The organism is Pedobacter roseus (assembly GCF_014395225.1).
Lineage (GTDB): Bacteria > Bacteroidota > Bacteroidia > Sphingobacteriales > Sphingobacteriaceae > Pedobacter > Pedobacter roseus.
In genome coordinates this window covers 635739-657483 of record NZ_CP060723.1, presented here as the reverse complement: position 1 = coordinate 657483, position 21745 = coordinate 635739, and the positions used below count along the sequence as shown (strand labels likewise).

The 21745-nt window shown below is 40.0% G+C and carries 17 protein-coding genes; 2 read left to right on the top strand and 15 right to left on the bottom strand.

The window, feature by feature from the left end; genetic code table 11:
* Positions 1-108: 108 nt before the first annotated feature.
* From ftsA to mraZ, 12 genes are all read right to left on the bottom strand, one after another.
* The gene (gene ftsA, locus H9L23_RS02895) at positions 109-1467 is read right to left on the bottom strand and encodes a cell division protein FtsA (protein ID WP_086545007.1); all 1359 of its coding nucleotides are present in this window, start codon (positions 1465-1467) and stop codon (positions 109-111) included.
* A 5-nt stretch (positions 1468-1472) separates the two neighbouring features.
* Entirely contained in the window at positions 1473-2708 is a 1236-nt protein-coding gene (locus tag H9L23_RS02890; RefSeq protein WP_187593588.1) for a cell division protein FtsQ/DivIB, read from the bottom strand.
* Positions 2701-4056, bottom strand: coding sequence for a UDP-N-acetylmuramate--L-alanine ligase (gene murC, locus H9L23_RS02885; RefSeq protein ID WP_187593587.1), 1356 nt, complete (start codon positions 4054-4056; stop codon positions 2701-2703). Before murC ends, H9L23_RS02890 begins: the two co-directional genes overlap by 8 nt.
* A gap of 109 nt (positions 4057-4165) precedes the next feature.
* Positions 4166-5269 (bottom strand): undecaprenyldiphospho-muramoylpentapeptide beta-N-acetylglucosaminyltransferase, encoded by a 1104-nt coding sequence (gene murG / locus H9L23_RS02880; RefSeq protein ID WP_187593586.1) that lies wholly within the window; start codon positions 5267-5269, stop codon positions 4166-4168.
* Positions 5270-5453: 184 nt separating this feature from the next.
* Positions 5454-6647 (bottom strand): FtsW/RodA/SpoVE family cell cycle protein, encoded by a 1194-nt coding sequence (locus H9L23_RS02875; RefSeq protein WP_187593585.1) that lies wholly within the window; start codon positions 6645-6647, stop codon positions 5454-5456.
* 14 nt (positions 6648-6661) lie between these two features.
* Positions 6662-8050: a UDP-N-acetylmuramoyl-L-alanine--D-glutamate ligase gene (gene murD, locus H9L23_RS02870; RefSeq protein WP_187593584.1), complete on the bottom strand. Its 1389-nt coding sequence runs from the start codon at positions 8048-8050 to the stop codon at positions 6662-6664.
* A gap of 114 nt (positions 8051-8164) precedes the next feature.
* Positions 8165-9412, bottom strand: a complete 1248-nt coding sequence (gene mraY, locus H9L23_RS02865) for a phospho-N-acetylmuramoyl-pentapeptide-transferase (protein WP_187593583.1) — start codon at positions 9410-9412, stop codon at positions 8165-8167.
* Positions 9412-10869, bottom strand: a complete 1458-nt coding sequence (locus tag H9L23_RS02860) for a UDP-N-acetylmuramoyl-L-alanyl-D-glutamate--2,6-diaminopimelate ligase (protein ID WP_187593582.1) — start codon at positions 10867-10869, stop codon at positions 9412-9414. The genes mraY and H9L23_RS02860 overlap by 1 nt, the downstream gene beginning before the upstream one ends.
* A 75-nt stretch (positions 10870-10944) precedes the next feature.
* Entirely contained in the window at positions 10945-13047 is a 2103-nt protein-coding gene (locus tag H9L23_RS02855; RefSeq protein ID WP_187593581.1) for a penicillin-binding protein, read from the bottom strand.
* Positions 13037-13459 (bottom strand): FtsL-like putative cell division protein, encoded by a 423-nt coding sequence (locus tag H9L23_RS02850; protein ID WP_187593580.1) that lies wholly within the window; start codon positions 13457-13459, stop codon positions 13037-13039. Before H9L23_RS02850 ends, H9L23_RS02855 begins: the two co-directional genes overlap by 11 nt.
* Positions 13456-14361 carry a 16S rRNA (cytosine(1402)-N(4))-methyltransferase RsmH gene (rsmH, locus tag H9L23_RS02845; RefSeq protein ID WP_187593579.1) on the bottom strand — a complete coding sequence of 302 codons (906 nt, stop codon included), beginning with the start codon at positions 14359-14361 and terminating at the stop codon, positions 13456-13458. The genes H9L23_RS02850 and rsmH overlap by 4 nt, the downstream gene beginning before the upstream one ends.
* Positions 14351-14818, bottom strand: a complete 468-nt coding sequence (mraZ, locus tag H9L23_RS02840) for a division/cell wall cluster transcriptional repressor MraZ (protein WP_025144486.1) — start codon at positions 14816-14818, stop codon at positions 14351-14353. Before mraZ ends, rsmH begins: the two co-directional genes overlap by 11 nt.
* Before the next feature lie 443 nt (positions 14819-15261).
* Here mraZ and H9L23_RS02835 point away from each other — a divergent pair, with 443 nt between their 5' ends.
* Entirely contained in the window at positions 15262-17298 is a 2037-nt protein-coding gene (locus tag H9L23_RS02835; protein WP_187593578.1) for a beta-N-acetylhexosaminidase, read from the top strand.
* A gap of 84 nt (positions 17299-17382) precedes the next feature.
* On the opposite strand, the gene H9L23_RS02830 is transcribed toward H9L23_RS02835, so the two are convergent.
* The gene (locus tag H9L23_RS02830; protein WP_187593577.1) at positions 17383-17892 is read right to left on the bottom strand and encodes a nucleotidyl transferase AbiEii/AbiGii toxin family protein; all 510 of its coding nucleotides are present in this window, start codon (positions 17890-17892) and stop codon (positions 17383-17385) included.
* Positions 17893-17958: 66 nt separating this feature from the next.
* The gene (locus tag H9L23_RS02825) at positions 17959-18459 is read right to left on the bottom strand and encodes a DUF6922 domain-containing protein (RefSeq protein WP_187593576.1); all 501 of its coding nucleotides are present in this window, start codon (positions 18457-18459) and stop codon (positions 17959-17961) included.
* 198 nt (positions 18460-18657) lie between these two features.
* Between H9L23_RS02825 and H9L23_RS02820 the strand changes: the two genes are divergently transcribed.
* The gene (locus H9L23_RS02820) at positions 18658-20220 is read left to right on the top strand and encodes a PepSY-associated TM helix domain-containing protein (RefSeq protein ID WP_187593575.1); all 1563 of its coding nucleotides are present in this window, start codon (positions 18658-18660) and stop codon (positions 20218-20220) included.
* Positions 20221-20287: 67 nt separating this feature from the next.
* On the opposite strand, the gene H9L23_RS02815 is transcribed toward H9L23_RS02820, so the two are convergent.
* Positions 20288-21262, bottom strand: coding sequence for a 3-keto-disaccharide hydrolase (locus tag H9L23_RS02815; RefSeq protein ID WP_187593574.1), 975 nt, complete (start codon positions 21260-21262; stop codon positions 20288-20290).
* Between the last annotated feature and the right edge of the window lie 483 nt (positions 21263-21745).

Below are 21745 nucleotides of genomic sequence, written 5' to 3'. Positions count from 1 at the left end.
AAAATTTTTAAATTCTGTTCATTACTCAATGTAATATTAACACTTTTTCAACAGACGTTTTCCACAAGTGTTAATAATGTGGAAAACTCTTTCTTTGTGGAAAAATAATTAACTTTTTAAGTAATCTTCATCACTCACATTCATATCATCCTGAATGAAAGTTCTTGTTTTTGCAAGTAATTTATCGAACAATCCTGGTCCGCGTTTCTCTTTTTCTTTTGCCGTTTTTGGTTTTTCTACAAAAACACCAGGCTGTTTCATCTCTTCGATCAGTTCTTCTGCCTTTTGGATTCCTTTGATTAACAAACCAACACTGGTTGCATACATTGGGCTCTTAAGGTCATCGTAAATGGCTTTAGGCATATCTTCGTATTTAGATAAATGCTCGTTCGGATAACCGATACGGCAATCTAAACCAGTTACATATTCTACCGCCTGGGATAAGTGTTTCAGCAAAGCACCACCGCCTGTGATTACGATACCTCCGATGAGTTTTTTCTCATACCCTGAAGATTTGATCTCATAATATACGTGCTCGATGATCTCTTCCATACGGGCCTGGATAACATAGGCCAGGTTTTTAACTGAGATCTCTTTTGGTTCGCGGCCACGCAAGCCAGGAACACAGATAATTTCGTTTTCTTTGTTCTCCTCAGCAAGTGCAGAACCGAAACGTGTTTTTAAAAGCTCGGCCTGGTTGCGCATTACAGAGCAACCTTCCCTGATATCTTCGGTAACGCTGTTGCCCCCAAATGGGATTACAGCAGTATGACGGATAATGCCTTCGTGGAAAATGGCTATATCTGTAGTACCACCACCAATATCAACCAATGCAATACCGGCTTCTTTTTCTTCCTCGCTCAACACCGATTCAGAAGAAGCCAATGGCTCAAGGATTAAATCCTGAGTTTGAAGTCCTGCATTGTTAACACATTTGATAATGTTTTTTACCGCGGTAACCTGACCTGAGATAATATGGAAGTTGGCTTCAAGGCGCACACCAGCCATACCGATCGGATCTTTGATCCCCGGCTCGTTATCGATGGTAAATTCCTGAGGCAATACATGGATGATCTCCTCACCCGGTGGCATAACCAGTTTAAACATATCATCGATCAACTTATCGATATCTTTTTTACCGATTTCGTTGTTTAATTCTCTTCTTGTTAAAATTCCTCTGTGCTGTAAGCTCTTAATGTGCTGACCAGCAATACCCACATTTACCACCTGTATTTCAACATTGGATTGTCCGCTTGCTACTTCAACTGCTTGAGCAATGCCCTGTACGGTTTTTTGAATGTTAGAAACCACTCCGCGTGTCACACCCGCCGATTCTGCCTTGCCAATTCCTAAGATTTCTATCTTACCGTGCTGTGTTCTACGACCAACGATAACACAAATTTTTGTAGTACCGATATCCAATCCTACTACAATGGGCGACTGACTGGTAAATTTTGCCTTGTCCATATTCGTTAATTTTGCTGAGTTTTATACTGTTTTTCTAGGGCTCTGATTTCTTTTTCTCTTGCTTCTTTTTCTTTTTTCAACTGAGCCTCAGATTTTGCCGTCTTTGGCTGCGTTGCTCCGGTTTGCTTCGGTTTCTCTTTTTTATCCGCTGGTTTTGTTTCCTTTGGTTTAACAGCCGCTACAACTACCGGCTTTTTTATTTCTGTTTTTACTGGTTCAACCTTTTTAGGCGTGACCTTTTTTACTTCTGTTTTTTTTGGCTCCTCTTTTCTGGCTTCCACCTTTTTAGGTTCAGGCTTTTTAGGTTCTGGCTTTTTAGGCGCTGCCGCTTCTGGCTGATTGGCTTCAGGGCGATCGTCCATTACTGTACTAATTGTATTTTTTATTAATGAATCAGTCACGCTTCGCTGTATCCTCAAACTATCAGCCGCCGAAAATGTTTTTGCTTTTTTCCCTAAACCTGTCGAATCTCTTTTTTCGCAAACAATCTGATTGGTATATTTAATATTGATGGTTTTATAAGTATCCCAACCCACCTGCGGCATTGCTTTTTTATAGAAGAGCAAAAGGTTTTTCATCTTCTTTTCCAATGAATCCGCATCGCCTAAAATGATACGCTGATTGCCCACTCTCGGAATCAGTTCTATGTCGTTTTTCTGATCGACGACAATCTGCTCGATCTGCGAATCCCAGAGCGTATCTTTTTTAATGTACTGCGCTGTTTTATAAAGATCTCTTGCAAGTTGCGTATGCAAGGTATCAACACGGCTACCGAAAACCTCGCTGATATGACCTGTTGCCACCAGTACGTTAGCGGTAAAGTTTGATGAAATCGGCATTTTCAACCCATCATTATCAATATAAAAATCCTGTCCGTTCTCATTCAGAATGCGGAGAATCGGCTGCCGCTGTTTTACCTCGATATGTAATACACCATCCATATCTACGTATACCTTTGCAAAACCGATATATGGGTTAGACTGCAGTTTTTGCTCAATTTTATGAATGTTGATATTTTCGAGGTTACGACCCAATAATATGCCCTGATCTTCTTTTAGGATGGCATCAATCTCTTCTCGTTCAATAAAATTATCGGCACCAGGAATCAGGATTTTAACATCGGTACATTTAACCGTCTGCTTTTTCACGTTGATGAAACTCAAAAGCACAACCACTCCCGCCAGGCTGATCAGCCAGGCAAAGCCGGTAAAAATTGCGCTCCAGTTTATCCGTTTAAGCATTGTTCAATATATTTTTTAGGGGCTCAATAACCGTATCGATATCCCCTGCTCCTACTGTTAAAATTAATTCAGGTTTGGTGTCCTTAACATGCTGAACAACAAAATCTTTTCCACATACTTGTTTATCTGTTAAAATGATTTTATCCAACAAAAACTGCGCGTTTATATCTTCAAGGGGCAATTCTCTTGCCGGATAAATTTCCAGCAGCAGCAGTTCGTCGGCAGTACTTAAAACTTTTGCAAATTCATCTGCAAAATCCCTCGTACGCGTGAAAAGGTGCGGTTGAAAAATCACGGTTAACTTCTTATCAGGATAAAGCTGTCTCACTGCGTCAAAACAGGCTCTCAATTCCTCAGGATGATGTGCATAGTCATCAATGTAAATCTGATTGCCATTATTCACAATATATTCGAAACGGCGTTTAACTCCTTTGAAATTTGCAACAGCTTGTTTTATTTTTTCTGCATCAATACCCAATTGTAACGCGATGGCAATAGCAACGGTTGTATTTTCTACATTGTGTTTGCCTGGAAGCATTAAACTGATATCTGTTATGCGCTGCGTGGCATCTGCATAATCGAACACAAATTTTGATCCTTCCACCCTCAAATTCTCAGCCTTTGCTTTCGCTGTGGGGCTAGCCGCGTAACTGATGCTATTTTCCAAGGGTAATCCTTCATGTGCATAAAGGGTACCTTCGGCCTTAAGTTGTCCGGCAAATAGCCTGAAAGATTCTTCGAGGTGGCTTTTATCTCCGTAGATATCCAAATGATCGGCATCCATCGAGGTCACCACTGCAATATCAGGATGCAATGTCAGGAAAGATCGGTCATATTCATCGGCTTCTACTACTACCACATTATTATCACCGAAAAGTACGTTACTGTTATAGTTACTGGTTATCCCACCCAAAAATGCTGTACAATCGTAACCGGTATCTTTTAAAATATGTGCTACGATAGACGATGTAGTGGTTTTACCATGTGTACCGGCAACAGCGATGCAAAACATACCTTTGCTGATGATACCCAAAACCTCTGAACGCTTTTTAAGTGAAAAACCTTTGTCAATAAAGTGATTTAAAACTTTTGAATCTTTAGGAATTGCCGGGGTATATACCACCAATGTATCTTCATGATGATCTAAAAATGCGCTAGGCAATGAAGCATCGTCGTCAAGATAGGTAATCAAAATCCCTTCCTGTTCTAATGTCTCGGTCAACTTGGTACGGGTTTTATCGTAACCACAAACCACTTGTCCGCGTTTAGCAAAATAACGGGCAAGCGCACTCATGCCGATACCACCGATACCTACAAAGAAAACCCTATTTATTTTACTTAATTCCATTTTTTTTCATTTGAGATGCTAGATGTGAGATTTGAGATATGAGACTTGCGAGTTAACGCTTAATCTCAAATCTAACTTCTCATATCTCACATCTGATTTTTTTATACCTTTATTTAATCAGTTTCAATACTTCGCCTGCAATAATTTCATCGGCTTCGGGCAGTGCCATTTTACCTATGCTTTCTGCAAGCTTTTCACTTTGTTCTTTATTGTTTAGCAGGGCCAGTGCCTCATTAACCAAGGTGTCTTCAGCAGAGCGGTCGTTAATTAATAAAGCGGCTCCGTTTTTTACCAAAGCCATTGCATTTTTGGTCTGATGATCTTCAGCAACATTTGGCGAAGGCACCAGGATCACCGGTTTTTTAATCAGACAAAGCTCAGCAATGGTTCCTGCTCCAGCACGGCTGATGATTATATCTGCAGCAGCATAGGCCAGATCCATTTTATTTAAAAACTCGAGGATGCGAACGTTTGGATGGTATTCAAGCCCCAACCTTTCGATTATTCCCTGATAGTAGTATTTACCTGTTTGCCAGATTACCTGCACATCCTGTGCAATGATTTCGGGCAAATGTTTTTCAATTGCTTTATTCAGTGTTCCCGCACCCAAACTCCCTCCGGTAACCATAATGGTCTTTTTCAAAGGGTCTAATTTTAGCAGCTCCGCACCCTGAAAGTGTTTCCCCTGAATATCGACTACTTCTTTACGCACAGGGTTTCCGGTTTTTAAAATCCTGTCGGCAGGGAAAAACTGATCCATGCCATCAAAAGCGACACATATTTTGGATGCTTTTTTACCCAACCATTTATTGGTTACCCCAGCATAAGAATTCTGTTCCTGGATAAGGTACGGAATCGCTTTTAATGAGGCAGCGTATAATAAAGGTCCGGAAGCGTAACCACCAACACCCACAACCGCATCAGGTTTAAAATCGTTTATAATCTGTATAGCCCTGCGCACGCTGCCGATGACCTTAAAGGGAAGCGACAGGTTTTTTACGATCGAGCCACGCTGCATACCACTGATATTTAAACCAATTATTTTATATCCGGCTGCAGGAACTTTTTCCATTTCCATGCGGCCATTTGCGCCCACAAATAAAATTTCACAAGCGGGCACCAAGCGCTTCAGCGCATTGGCTATGGCTACGGCGGGAAAAATGTGCCCGCCGGTGCCACCACCTGATATGATAATTTTTGGGGAATTATTCATTTTATTGTTTATCTATTTTTTACCACAGAGTACACTTAGTTTTCACAGAGGGCACTGAGTTTTTATTATTTTTAACCACAAAGAGCGCTGAACTTATATTTTCACCACCTAGGCACGAAGACACAAGGTTTGTCGATGCTTAATTAACTTTTCAACATTTTAACTTTCCAACATTTCAACTTCTCTAAGCTATCGCAGGTATCTCACCTATTATTACTTTATTTCTTACCTTATCTTTTTCTTCTTTTGTTGCTGCGTTTGCATTTTCTTCAACATCGCGGCTTACGCTCAAAATAATTCCAAAGGCCACACTGGTAAAAATCATCGATGTACCCCCCATACTTACCAATGGAAGCGGAACTCCTGTTACCGGGCCTAAACCTACTGCTACAGCCATGTTTGCAAAAGCCTGGATGGTCAGACTAAAACTTAGTCCGGCAGCCAGCAATGCCCCGAAGGCCTTGGGCGCCCGGGTTACGATCTTGATACATCGGTATAAAAGCACCAGGTATAGTATCATAATTACAATTCCTCCCACAGTTCCCCATTCTTCAATAATAATGGCGAAAATAAAATCGGAATATGGGTGTGGCAGGAAATTGCGCTGTGTACTATTACCTGGTCCTTTACCAAAAACACCACCAGTAGCTAAGGCGATTTTCGCCTGATCTGCTTGGAAAGTTTTATCTGAATGCTGCATTTCGGGATGCATAAACGTATTGATACGCGACATGTATGTTTTTCTCCTTGGCCCCAAAAAGAAAACGAATAATAGCAGTATAAAGCCCCCTGCACAAACAATCGCAATCTGTTTAATACTAATCCTGCCGATAATCAACAGCAAAATACTTACACCAAACAGCATCAATGCTGTTGATAAGTTGGCAAGTGCGATTAAAACAAATACCACACAAACCGAACCCATAATTGGTATAAATGATTCTTTTACGTTTTTAATATTTTCCTGCTTTTTGGTAAGCATACGCGCCAGAAAGGTGATCAAAGCTAATTTCGCTAAATCGGAGGTTTGAAAAGTTAATCCAATTACAGGTATTTTAACCCACCTGGAAGCATCGTTTAAGTTGGTACCGAATATTAGTGTATAAAAGAGCAAGGGAATGGTTACGATCATCAAAACCTTCGAGATACCGGCATAATAACGGTAATCGAGCAGGTGGGCGATGTAAATCATACCAATACCCATCAGTACAAAAATAAGGTGCTTGGTTAGCAAAAGTTTTTCTACTGCTTCTCCTTTTTTATAGGCCAATGTACCAGTTGCACTATACACAGCCATTACTGATATAAGCGAAAGCAGGATGATGATCAACCAGATCCACCTATCGCCTTTTGTTTTATTAAGTAATGCCTGAAACATATTTAAGCCTCCTATTATAATTCTCTAACTGCCGCTTTAAACTGGTTACCGCGGTCTTCATAATTTTTAAACAAATCGAAACTAGCACAGGCTGGTGATAACAATACTGCATCTCCACGTTTAGCTAAATGGAAAGCGATCTGCGCTGCCTCATCAGCCGAAAAAGTATTTACAATTACTTCCACGTCATCCTCAAATGCATCGTGGATACGTTTGTTATCCTTACCCAAACACACAATAGCTTTTACCTTACTTTTAACCAGGTCTTTAAGCATGTTGTAATCGTTTCCTTTATCAACACCGCCCATAATCAGCACTACATCACTGGTCATGCTCTCTAAAGCATACCAGGTAGAGTTTACATTGGTTGCTTTACTATCATTGATGAAATCAATTCCAGAAATTTTGGCCACATGTTCTAACCTGTGTTCAATATTCTTGAAGTTGCCCATGCTTTCGCGGATAGTCTCATTTCTTAATTCTAAAACTTTCGACACGATTCCTGATGCCATAGAATTATAAATGTTGTGCTTGCCTTGTAAGGCTAAATCTGAAATCGTCATGGTTAATTCGTTATTTGGTTCTGTAAGGATATGTATTGTAGTTTCTTCTAAAAAAGCACCAGTTTCAACCTTTTTAATAATTGAAAATGGATAACTTTTTGCCAAAGGTTTTGTTAAAGCAATGGCTTTTAAGCTTTCTTCATCATCAGCGCAGTAAATGAAAACATCATCTGCCGTCTGGTTTTGAACGATACGCATTTTTGATGCGGCATAATTTTCCAGCTTATAATCGTAACGGTCTAAATGATCTGGCGTGATGTTCAACAAAACCGCGATATCGGCTTTAAATTTGAACATGTCATCAAGCATGAAGCTCGAGATCTCCAGCACATAATAATCATAACTTTCTGTAGCCACCTGCGCCGCAAAACTCTGACCAATGTTACCTGCCAACCCCACATTTAAACCTGCATTTTTTAAAATGTGATAGGTTAATAAACTGGTTGTCGATTTACCATTTGAACCGGTAATACAGATGGTTTTGGCATTGGTGTATCTTTTGGCAAACTCGATTTCCGATACCACTGAAATCCCTTTAGCAACCAACTTTTTAATGATCGGCGCGCTTGGCGGAATACCTGGACTTTTAATTACTTCTGTAGCATTTAAAATCAGCTCTTCGGTATGTTTTTCAGACTCGAATGGGACGCCAAGTTTTTCTAAAGCAGCTTTGTATTTATCGCTGATTATTCCATAGTCTGATACAAAAACCTCGAAGCCTTTAGTCTGGGCCAATTTTGCAGCACCAACACCACTCTCACCAGCACCTAAAATAACTACACGGCCATTCCCTGCCATTGCTGACTTAGTATTGCTTGATGTAGTATTATTTGTGCTCATTTTATTTTTTTAGTATTAAGTAATGGGTATCAAGTATTAAGACAGGAATACCATTACACTTTTATTTTTTATTATTCTTTCTTTTATCTTTCAGCTTTTCCCTTCAACCTCAACCTACCTCAACTTCAATGTTACTATCGTCATAATTGCCAGCATGATTCCGATGATCCAGAAACGGGTTACAATTTTGGCTTCGTGATAACCTTTCTTTTGATAATGGTGGTGCAGCGGCGACATCAGGAAAATCCTTCTTCCTTCGCCAAATTTCTTTTTGGTATACTTAAAATAAGATACCTGCATAATTACCGACACCAGTTCTACCAGGAAGATTCCACATAAAATCGGGATCAAAAGTTCTTTACGAATCATTAATGCAAATGCTGCTATAATGCCTCCTATGGCCAAACTTCCGGTATCACCCATAAAAATCTGGGCGGGATAAGAGTTGTACCAAAGGAAGCCCACACACGCGCCGACAAATGCGCCAGCAAAAATCATCAGCTCCGCCGAATTGGGGATATACATGATATTCAGGTAATCAGCCATTATCGTATTACCCGATACATAAGCCAAAATACCCAGTGTGATCCCAATTACCGCAGATGTTCCGGTAGCTAACCCATCAATGCCATCGGTAATATTAGCTCCGTTCGAAACTGCTGTAATAATAAATACGGTAAAAGCCAGGAATATGATAAAAGCATATTTCTGGTAATCGCCACCTAAAAACTTTAGTACCTTGGCGTAATCGAACTCATTGTTCTTATAAAAAGGCATATTGGTCTTGCTGGATTTCACATCCTGGGTATAATAGAACGTTTCGCCTTTTTGACGCAATACCATCGGCACAGACGAAGTGTTTTTAACATTATCCTGAACGGTTTCCCTCACCACTATATTTGGGTGAAAATACATCGTAGTACCTACAATCAGTCCGAGTCCTACCTGGCCAACCACTTTAAAACGGCCAGCTAAACCCTCTTTATTTTTTTTGAAAACTTTGATATAATCATCCAAAAACCCAATGGCACCCATCCAGATCGTGGTGATGATCATTAAGATCACATAGATATTGGAAATATTGGCAAATAGTAAGGTAGGGATCAGAATACCTAACAGGATAATAATACCACCCATGGTAGGGGTACCCTGTTTTTGCATCTGGCCTTCCAAGCCTAAATTCCTTACCGTTTCGCCTACTTGTTTTTTATGCAGAAAATCAATCAGCCTGCGACCATATACCGTAGTGATGACCAGTGATAAAATAATGGAAATAGAAGCACGGAAGGTTATATACTGGAACAACCTCAATCCGGGGATATCGTAATGCTTATGCAGGTATTCGAATAATAAATATAACATTAGCTGATTGGTTTTAGTTGTTCAAGTAAAATTTCTTTATCATCAAAATGGTTCCTTACGCCATTAATTTCCTGGTATTTTTCATGACCTTTACCCGCAACCAGAATAATATCTCCAGCTTTTGCCAAATGACAGGCTGTTTTTATAGCTTCTCTTCTATCTAAAATGGATAAGGTTTTACGCTTATTAGTGGGCGATACCCCTTCTTCCATTTCACTGATAATCGTTTGCGGATCTTCAGTACGCGGGTTATCAGAAGTTAAAATCACTTTATCGCTCCAATCGCAGGCCACCTGTGCCATGATCGGGCGTTTGGTTTTATCACGATCCCCACCACAACCGATTACGGTAATTACCTGTTCGGTTCCCTTACGGATATTGGCGATGGTACTCAATACATTCTGAACCGCATCGGGAGTATGGGCATAATCTACAATACCGATAATTTTATCTTCGGATGTAATGTAATCGAACCTTCCCTCGGCTCCTGACAAACGGCTCAACAGCGTTAGTACCTTTAACTTATCCTGTTCGAGTAAAACTGCTGTTCCGTAAACTGCCAAAAGGTTATAGGCATTAAAAGAACCAACGAGTTTGAAATAAACATCTTCGTTATCGATATCTAAATGCAAACCACTAAACTGGTTTTCGATAATTTTTGCTTTAAAATCGGCCAGTTGCTTAAGCGCATACGTTTTTTTATATGCTTTTGTGTTCTGCAACATCACCATACCGTTTTTATCGTCGATATTGGTCAATGCAAATGCCGATTTAGGCAAGCCGTCGAAAAATGCCTTTTTAGCTTTCAGATAAGCATCAAAGGTTTTATGAAAATCCAGGTGATCGTGTGTGATATTTGAAAAAACACCTCCCGCAAATGTCAATCCCTCAATACGGTGTTGTGATACCGCATGCGAACTCACTTCCATAAAGCAATAATCGCAGCCTGCATCAACCATCTGCCTTAACAGTTCGTTCAATGCAATCGGATTGGGCGTAGTATGAGTTGCGGTAACAACTGTCTCGTTGATATAATTTTCAACCGTTGATAAAAGCCCGGTTTTATATCCTAACTCTTTTAATAATTTGAAAAGGATTGTGGCGATCGTGGTTTTCCCATTAGTTCCGGTAATGCCAATCAGTTTTAAATCTGCCGACGGATTTCCGAAATAATTACCCGCCATGATGCCCAGGGCCACCGAAGTATTTTCTACTTTAACATAGGTTACGGTAAAATCATCGATCTCTGGCAGATTTTCACATACAATTACCCCTGCACCCTGTTTTACGGTTTGATCGATAAACTGATGCCCATCTGCTAAAGTTCCAACTACAGCAAAGAAAACATCATCTTTCCCTACTTTACGCGAATCGAAATTAAGCGCATTGATTTCCCTATCGGTTTTTCCAACCAATTCTTTAATCGTTACGCCATAAAGTAAATCCTGTAATTGCATTTTTTATTCTTTTATTAGCAAGTAATAGTTATCGAGTATCGAGACCTTAAACCTTTCTACCCTCAACTCTCTACCTTAATTCAACTCTATTTGTACACCAACTCCTTTACCCACCTTTGTTCCGGCGATAATGGATTGGCTAACTACTTTTCCTGACCCCAGAACTTTGGTTTTTAAACCGGCATTACCCAAAAGGTATAATGCATCTTTAAGGCCCATCCCCGATACGTTTGGCATTACACCTTTACGTTCGTTATTCTCCTGAAAAATTGTTCCTGCACTGGTATCTATAATATTATAATACTCCGATTTAGAAGCAAAAAGCGGTTTAAAACCAAACGCTTTATACACTTTCTGAGTAGCTTTGCTCTGTCCTGCTTTTGTTGGCGGATTACCTGTGTTACCAACCAAACGGGTCGGCATATCATTATACATCTGCATGTCGCTGGCATAAATACGGTCGGCAATCTCCCTGAACACCGGACCAGATACTGTAGCACCATAATAAGCCCCTTTTGGATCGTTGATTACCACAATCAGGGAATACTTGGGTTTATCAGCCGGGAAATACCCTACAAAAGATGCCTGATATTGTTTATTGGCTTTATATCCTTTATTCGCATCAGCTACCTGCGCAGTACCTGTTTTACCGGCAATCGGATATAACGGATTGTAAACCACCTGCTTTCCACTACCCTCCGTTACTACCCCTTCAAGCATTTTCTTGATTTTGCTTAAAGTAACATCCGAACAGATTTTATCATTGATTACCCTAGCTTTAAACTGCTCTATCGGGTTACCCAGTCTTCTGATCTCTTTTACAAAAATTGGCGCTACCATTTTTCCATTATTAGCCACCGCATTATACATGGTAAGCATCTTTAATGGTGTTAACTGCATTTCATAACCATAAGCCATCTGCGGAAGGGTCATGTTTTTATTCCAGCTTCTGTTGGTTTTAGGATTTTTAACCACCGGCATGGCCTCTCCAGGGATTTGTAAGTCCATTTTCTGGTTCAAATGCCAATCATACAGGTGATCGGTAAATTTTATAGGATCGTTACCATAGTGCATATTGATCAGCTTTGCAATTGCAGCATTCGAAGAAGTTTCAAAGGCTTTTTTCGCCGTAACTGTTTCAATTTTTGGGTGAGAATCTGTGATCAGCTTTCCAGGGATCTGGTAGTATCCCGTCCCGATCATTGTATTTGTATCAATAAGCTTATCTTCCAAAAGTGCCATGTATGAAGCCAGTTTAAAGGTTGATCCCGGATCCTGATTACCCGCAATCGCATAATTAAACTTCTCTTTATATACGCCTTCTTCTACTTTAGAAAAATTGGCCACTGCACGGATCTCGCCTGTTGCCACTTCCATCAATATCACCGTACCGTGATCGGCCTGCGATTTGATCAGCTGTTTTTCTAAAGCACTTTGCGCTAAATCCTGCATGTTCACATCAATGGTGGAGATAATATCGGCACCATCTTTTGGCGCCACCTCCGCCTCTTCATTCACCGGGATGTAGACCCCACCTGCAATGCGCTGCATCAATCTCTTTCCGGTTTCACCGTTAATGTATTCTTTATACGCCCCCTCTAAACCTACACCATTTTTAACATTCTCATTTTTATAACCGATGGTACGTGCAGCCAAAGCCTGAAAAGGAAGAATACGCTTGTTTTGTTGAACAGCGATTAATCCTCCACTAAACTTTCCGATGTTATATAAAGGAAAAGTCCTGATTGTTTTAAGATCAGCATAACCCACTTTACGGTGGATCAACAGGTAACGGGCACTATCCTGACGGCCTTTACGAAGATAACGGGCATATTCTTTAGCAGTTTTATCCTGAAAAAGCTGCGAAAGTTTAAAACCCAGCGAATCCACTTTTTCATCGAACACTTTACTATCAGCAATACCGCCAGCGAACATATCCATACGCAGTTCATATTCCGGTATAGAAGTAGCTAATAAACTGCCGTCGTTAGAATAAATATTCCCACGGGTAGCCTCTACGTTAACGTAGCGCGTAGAAAGACTATCTGCCATAGCTTTCCATTTTTTTCCCTGTACAAACTGCACCTGACCGAGGCGTAAAAACACCGCGAAAGCAAAAAGCACAATTAAGCCAAATGCCAGATATACACGAAGCAAGATGTTTGCTCTAATATTCATCGCTTTTAACAATTATTTTTTTTGGTGGTTCAATGAGTTCTTTTATCCCAAGGGTATCAACCTTTTTGGCAACCTCTGTTAATTTGCTTTTAAACATGAGGTCAGCCTTTAACGATTTATACTCCCATCGTAATTCTTTTACTTCTTTATTTAATTTATCAATACGGCGAACATTGTTTACCGCAAAGTGGCTGTTGGCAATATATACCATTCCCAAAAGGGCCAAAAAACACAAATAAGGCAGAGCATCAGTTGCCGCCTCTTTACTTACTAATCCATCATTAAAAAGCTTGCTGATAAATGAATTACTATCCATTTTTTCTTCAGCAGTTTTTGGCCGCCTGGGCGCAGCTTTCAGCTCTGGTTCGAGCCCAATCTCTTCTTCCTCTATCTCTTCCCTAAACCTGTTCATATCTTTTCTGCAATTCTAAGTTTCGCACTGCGGGCCCTGTTGTTGCGGGCAATTTCCTCATCAGTGGCAATAATCGCTTTACGTGTAATTACACTAAATGGCTTTTGCTGATTTCCGAAGAAGTCTTTTTCCACCTCGCCCTGGAATTTACCTTTGGCCATAAAATTTTTAACCGGTCTGTCTTCAAGCGAATGGTAGGACATCACCACCAAATGACCGCCCGGCTTTAACACCTCAGCGGCTTGCTGTAAAAAATCTTCAAGCACCTGGATTTCAGCATTCACCTCTATACGCAGCGCCTGAAAAACCTGCGCCAGGTATTTATTTTCTTTTCCTTTCGGGATATAAGCTGCAATAGCCGATTTTAAACTATCGATATCGGTGAAAGGCTGCTCCAAACGCGAGGTTACAATGGCACGCGCCAATGACTTTGCATTTTTTACCTCCCCGTAAATCCCGAAAATTTTATGCAGCTTATCTTCTGTGTAGGTATTCAGGATCTGCGCAGCGGTTAAATCGCGGTGTTGATCCATACGCATATCCAGATCAGCATTATGACGGATGGAAAAACCACGTTGTGGTACATCAAACTGATGTGATGAAACACCAAGATCAGCCAGAATACCATCAACCTGCCTGAAACCTTTTAAACGGAGGTTATTTTTTAAAAAACCAAAATTCTGATCGATAAAAACAAAACGTTCGTCAGCAGGAATATTGGCTTGCGCATCTGGATCCTGATCAAAGGCTATCAACCTTCCTTTCGGACCTAAATGCTTTAAAATTTCTTTAGAATGGCCTCCGCCACCAAAAGTAACATCCACATATACCCCATCCGGTTTAATATTTAAACCATCAATACAAGGCTGCAACATCACAGGAACATGGTAATTATTCGCCATCTGCACCTCCTTTCTTATCACCCATTACTTTTTGAGCAAGGCTTGCAAAATTCGCCGGGACATCATCAAAAATATCTTCGTAAGATTTTTTATCCCACACCTCGATTCGATCCAATTGACAGGCAAGCACAAGATCGCTACCAATACCTGCATATTCCACCAATGATTTAGGTAAAAGCACACGGCCGGCTGCATCGAGCGAAAGCTCGGTTGCCCCACGCGTAAAAGCCCTTACAAAGGCACGGTTTTCCTGATCGTAAATATTAAGCTTGGCAAGATCGGCCACAACAGCATCCCAAACTTGCTTAGGGTATATTACCAGGTTTTTCTCAAAACCGCGGTTGATAATGAGCCCATCATTTTCGGCATTAGGCAATTGTTTCTTAAGCGCAGCTGGCACCATAAGGCGGCCCTTTGCGTCAAGTTTACAATCGAATTCTCCTAAAAGTTGGGTCATAGTGGTATCTACACTTTTTATCTAGTGTAAAAGTAAAGAGTTCTACCACTTTTTACCACTTTTTACCACAAAAAAGTTTTCCACATCCTTTTTGTTACATTAATGGCCTCACAATATACTCATAATAAACCATTCAGCAGACCTAAAAACCCATTAAACACTGATAATTAGCCAATTAAAAATATTCCAAAGCAATGTGTCACGTCCGCCCATTTTTGCCCATATTTTTCAATTTCTGAGCAAAAAGCGCTCATTTATAGCCTTTAAAAGGTGGGAGATCGGCCCATTTTTACCTCAGTTTATATCGGATGCGGGTGAAAAATCCCACCACAAAAATTCGAGTACCTAGCTAAAAGATTACGCAAACGTTTGCCCGTTATTTTGTCTTTCTTTATCGGTTGTTTATCTCTAATTTGGGGGGTAACCAAAACAAAAAACACCAAATGATAACCAAATTCCTAAAAATTTCACTCGCGCTGAGCGTCAGCTATTCTATCTGCTTTGCCCAGCGAACCCAAACCAAGCGCCTGACTTCAAACCATATTATCCCAAAACCACTCTCGGTAAATGCCACTCAGGGGACATTTGAGCTCAAAGCAAACACAACATTTTATTATACTAAGGATGCGCTTGCACCAATCGGCGTATTCACCGCCTTATTAAAAAGCAGTACAGGCATTAACTTTAAAGCCACTCCCTTAAAAAATGAAAAGCAAGGCATCCTCTTCATTACATCTGATACCTTGAATAGCCTGGGCAATGAAGGCTATCACTTAAAGATCAGTCCAGAATCTATCCGGGTTTATGCCAAAACAGGAGCAGGGATTTTTAATGCCACGCAAACCTTAAGGCAGCTCCTGCCAAGCCAGATCGAAAGCAAAAAGAACAATAAAGCAAATTGGACGATCCCCTGCGGCGAAATTACCGACAAGCCCCGTTACAGCTGGCGCGGATACATGCAGGATGTAAGCCGAACTTTTTACGGCGTGGATGTAATGAGGAAATATATGGATGTAATGGCACTTTATAAATTAAATGTGCTCCACCTGCATTTAACTGACGATCAGGGCTGGAGGATCGAAATCAAGAAATACCCTAAACTTACTTATAAACAAACAACAGTTTTTGATGCAAGCTCAAAACAGCCTGCCGAAAGAAGCGGTTTTTATACCCAGGAACAGATCCGCGAGCTGGTTAAATATGCTGCAGCACGCAACATCAGGATCATTCCAGAAATTGATGTCCCGGGACATTCGTGGCCGACAGTACTGGCCTACCCTGAACTTGGGGTAAACCAGAACCGCAAACCCGATTATATCTTTCCGTTTTTAGATTCCTGGTCGCATTGGGGCAATCAGTTTACACCGAATACCCTGGACCCGACTAACGAAAAGGTTTACGAATTTTTGGATGGCGTATTTACCGAACTTGCCCAGTTATTCCCAGCAGAGTACATTCACTTTGGCGGTGATGAAGTGCGCCATGTGCTCTGGGAGAAGGAACCGCATGTGCAAGCTTTTATGAAAGAAAAATCGCTTAAAAACACCAATGAATTGCAAAGTTATTTTGTGAGCCGGATATCGGCCATTATCAAACAAAAGGGTAAAAAACCGATCGGCTGGAACGATATTTTAAGTGATGCGAAAAACCTGACGAAAGAAACGGCAATCATGTCGTGGTTGGGCGACGAGGCTATCGCCGATGCAGCGAAAAATGGTTTTTATGCAGTGGCTACCCCTACCGATCCTTTTTATTTCGACATTACCCAGGCCGACCGGAATGATGGCACGATGAGCGACCTCGCTTATGGCAATATCAATTCATTAGAAAAAGTATATAATTACGAGCCAGAAACCGGATTAAGCCCCGAGGAAGGCAAATTTGTTCTGGGCGTACAGGCCAACCAATGGACTGCGATTACCCAGGAGCTTAAAGACATGAACGTACAGAATTTCCCTAGGCTTTTGGCGCTTGCCGAAATCGGGTGGATCCCGAAAGGGAAACGCGATCTGGAAAATTTCAAAGGTCGCCTTGAACTAAATCTAAACCGCCTTGATGCACTAAAAATCGACTATTATAAACCCAGCGGATACATTACAGGAAAATGGGGACCGCAGCAATTGGGCAACGATTATCAGAACTTAGAATGGGATGTAACGAAAAAAACCTATTCCGACGGAAGGATTATGGCCGGCTTTTATTACACCAGCGGAGCTAATTTTATGGAGATCAAAAAAGTAGAGCTTTTGGAAAACGGAAAAGTGGTTGCACAGGATGAGCATCCAGGGATTGCCGATAAATTTAGGGGGACGCATAAAACCAAAAGCTTTTTGTACCATTTGGAACTAAACCATTATAACCCAAAAGCGAAATACACGTTAAGGGCCATTGTAAAAGGAATCAATGGAACAGACAGCAACGGAAATTTCACCTATAATTTAAGCCCTTATAATCGGTTGAATGTGGTTGAGCCGAGATAAAAAATCATCATTATGATTTTAAATATGATTTCAGGAAAAGATAGCGCAATTGCTATCTTTTCTTTTTAGTTCTAACCGTTATTATCAGTGAAGATTTTTAACTGACAACAGAATACAATCCGCAATATTTTTCCACTTCAGGGTTTTATCCATCAGCATAACTGGTACATTTAGATCAATATCAGCATGGTAAGAAAGAGATGATTTAGCCATAGATGTGTTTACGTCAGGATATTTTAGACAGTAGTTATCTAATATTTCTTTTAAACTCATTATTTTCAATAAATAGTAAATATCTATGAAATCTTTAACCCGTTGCCCGCTATTTACGATTGCGTTTATTTTCATGGCGGATATATCATCTACCGACATCATTCTTATCCCTTCTATTTGTTCAATTGGTTTTATTTCAGGGTAATTATGACAGATAAAATGAAATGCAACAACACCAATATTACCACTTACATAATTTGATTTGACACGTTTAATCTCTGCATTATATTGGTTTATCAAATGCTGAGCCAACAGGGGTCCATCAAAATTAACAGAACAAAACATATCTATATCAATAGATTTCCGATGCCCAATTTTCAACGAAAGTGCGGTACCTCCAACCAGGTAAAAAAAAACTTAATTCGGAATCACGCATCAATCTAAAAATCAGATCCAGTGTTCCTGCTTCAACTGTTTCCTTGTATAACATTTAAGGGCATCTTCTGTTAAATCAAAATATTTACAAACCTCGTCAACCGTTATATCATTGAGATAATTGATCTCATTTTTTAATGAAAATAAAACATTTTCTATTCCATAAAAAAGGATCATTTCCTCCCACTCGACTTGGCTCCCTTTATCTAATACACGCTCAATTACCGTTTTATAACTTCTCCGCCAATCAATTTTTTCAAAGTCAAAGTCCCAGAAAAGTGTTTTAGGTAAATCTGGTTTCTTCATCTTAGTAATTAGCGGAAGACGCTCTATTTTCACCTCATCATTTTCAAAAGGGATTTTTCTTTTTGAAAGATAATTGTTCAGTGTGTTGTAATTATAGCTCGGAAAGCTTTCACAAAATCCTTTTAAACTTGTAAAAATGTCCAATTCATTTCCACCAAACCTTTTCCACTGTATCACTATTACACCTTTATTTGCTTCTTTAGCCATAAATCAAAGATAAAATTATTTTGCAATAATGACCAATATATTGAAATATTTGTCAATAATAGAATCTTCAGCATGAAAAATCACTTATTTAGACTTATTAAAAATAATTTGCATCAATGCATATAAAATGATTTCTTTGTAGGTGAAAAACCAATTCCGCTGAAACGATGAGAAGTAGGGGGAATATCACGCTCAATAATGAAATCAGAAAATCAACCCAAAAGATTAAACTGGGCAAAACATCAAAAAAGATGGTTTGGCAAATGGCATTTATACATTGGCATCATCGCCGGCGGAATTGTTGCTTTTGTTGGCCTTACCGGCAGTATTCTTGTTTTTCAGGATGATATTGACCGTGCTTTAAACCCTGAACTTTTCGAAGTGGTTGCCCAAAAACAAAAATTACCTGTAGAAAAAATTGTACCCTTAGTTAGAAAGAATAACCCAAAATTAAAAATAGATTATCTTTTCCTGGGCGAGGTCAAAAATCCCAACGAGGCCTATAGCACGACAAACCTTAAAACAAATGAGCAGACTTTTATCAACCCATATAATGGAAAAATAAGTGGAAAAAGAATTTATACCAGCTCTTTTATTAGGGTAGTTACCGAATTGCACAGAACTTTGCTTATTCCTGTTGCCGGCAGGTATATCTGTGGCCTGGCATCGCTCTGTCTTTTAATCTTAACCATTTCAGGGCTTCGTTTATGGATTCCAAAGAAATGGAAACAATTAAAAACGGTACTTACCGTGAGGTTTAAAGGTTCTTTTAAAAGACAGAATTACGACTGGCATAATTCGTTGGGCTTTTACTCCTCTCCCATTGTAGCAATACTGAGTTTAACGGGATTTTCGATTACTTTTTCTACGCTGGTTATACCGCTGCTGTTCTTATTGAGTGGAAAATCGCCACAGGGTGTTGCAAAATTATTGGGTGCAAAATCAGCATGGCATGTACAGGCAACTCCATTGCCGCTTACAGCTATTGTTGGTGCAGCAAAAGAAAAAATGCCCAATGCCTACATCGGCGGTATTGCCTTCCCGGCAGATAAAATGGGCACCTATCGCCTTGACATGGTTAGCGGAAACCTTCCGAAGGTTGGAAAACGGGAGATGCTGATTGTAGATCAGTATACAGGAAAAACTTTATTAAACAGCCGGAAGGATTTCCCGAATGTGGGCAATGCTTATCTGAGCTGGTTAACTCCGATCCACTATGGTAGTTTCGGTGGAAGGCCTACACAGGTGATTGCCGTTATTGCCGGTTTAATACCTCTGGCTCTTTTCATTACAGGATTCATTATCTGGTGGCCGCGTTATAAAAAGCAAAAGAAGGGAAAGAAAAAGCAATTGGCATTAGATGGGCAGCAGGAAGATTCTATAACTGACAAAGCCCTACAACCAGCAAAAAGTAAATTGCCCCTTCCAAAATTGGGAAGATATTTTATTATTCAGTTTTTATCAGGGTTAAAATATGCATCGGTTATTCTACCAATTAGTTTGCTAATGGGTGCCTTATATGGTCTTCCATCGGGCATTATAATACAACCTGCTATTTTTGTGGTGGCTTTTAGCTGCGTGATGGTCTGTTTGAATTTTATATGCGCTTTACTATCAGAAATGTTTAATATTCTATTTCTTTGGCCATTTAAGAAAGGGAGCCATAAAGTGACAAGGTATTTTGCCTTATCTACGGCATTTTTGGTATGCTATTTAGCCGTTTATATGTTACTGCTGAATACTGGATTCGAAGTTTTTTAGTTTAACCCTTGTTTTAGCCTGCTGTGGTGTCAGATGTTACTCATCTGACACTCAACATAGCCTTTATTTATTTTGCAGGAGTAATCACGATTTTCCTGAATTCGATTGGTGCATGATCGCCCTGTAGATAAATCGGGCCTGGTTCGCCTTCGTTACTATCCAATGCCCCTCCGGTAATGCCCGGAATTTCCTGATTGCTGATAATGGTTTTACCATTGGCCACTACGGTTACCAAACGGCCAACAAGGGTAATATCATAACTTTGCCATTCATCCGGACCTAGAGTTACCATTTCATTGGGCGACAAAAACCCATAAATACCACCGAACAATACACTGTTTGGATGGGCGTCTTTTTTACTGTCTTCGATCTGTACCTCATAACGGCCCCTAAGATATGTCCCGCTATTCCCTCCTTTTGCATATTTAAATTCGACATGGAGTTTGAAATCATTAAACTTTTCTTCAGTGATGAGGTTTGACCCGGTCTTGGGACTGGTAAGGATGCCGTTTTTCACAATCCATTGATTTTGCCCGCTGGCTTTCCAGCCTGCAAGATCTTTACCGTTAAACAGGTTAATCGGCTTGGCCCATGTAGGCATAGCTGTTCTTTTCAAATATGGAGCTTTAACGCCTTTCCAGCTATATTGCTTGCCATTACAATCGGTCATTGTGCCCTGGATTCCAGTACCTGTCAGATTCCCATCGATCATGAGGTTCGATGTACCGCTTTCCCATTGTGGCGGGATTTCAAATTTAAACTTTCCATCGGCAAATTTAACTTCAGAAACCGGACGGGCACTGCCGGCGGTAGATACAAAATAGCCCACCAATGTTTTTACGCCAGAAAGTTTTACTTCGAGCCAGGCTGGTGCCGGTTTTCCGTTTACCTCAACTGTGATATCCCAGCGGCCTATCAGGTCAGCAGGCTCGGCTGCAAGTTGCATGCGCTTAGGTTCTGCAGTTGCTGCAGCAAAAGTTTTTTCAGGCATAGCCGCAATTAGCATGCAGCCCATACCGAACAAAAAGATATTTTTTCTCATCAATGTAATTTATTTATTATAGGGTTCATGTTTATCTTAAAACCGCCATTAATTGGGAAACCAAGACAATTATTATTCAATATAGAATTTATTTTTTTAAGGGCAATAACTTTAAGGAAATGGCATTATTTCGGGCAATTTTGCAACAATTCATCACAAATCACCTGATCGTAGTCTTTATTTTTTATCGCGATAAATGTCAACAGAAATAATAAAAATTATTTTTTGTTTATTTCATTGTATCAAGATTTTTACTAATTTACACCTACCAAATTAAATATCGGTGTAACCACCAAATAACAAACAACTATTAACCTTAACCTTTAATTACTTATTAATTAAAGACTAAAACTTTATTGTTCATCGCATAGATCACCATTATTCATTTAGTGGATGCATAAAACGTTTTTCGTCCTTCTTTCATGAGCAAAAGGCCTTTAGTTAGAGAGATTGTTTCTGGTACCGAAATTTAACTGAGGACAT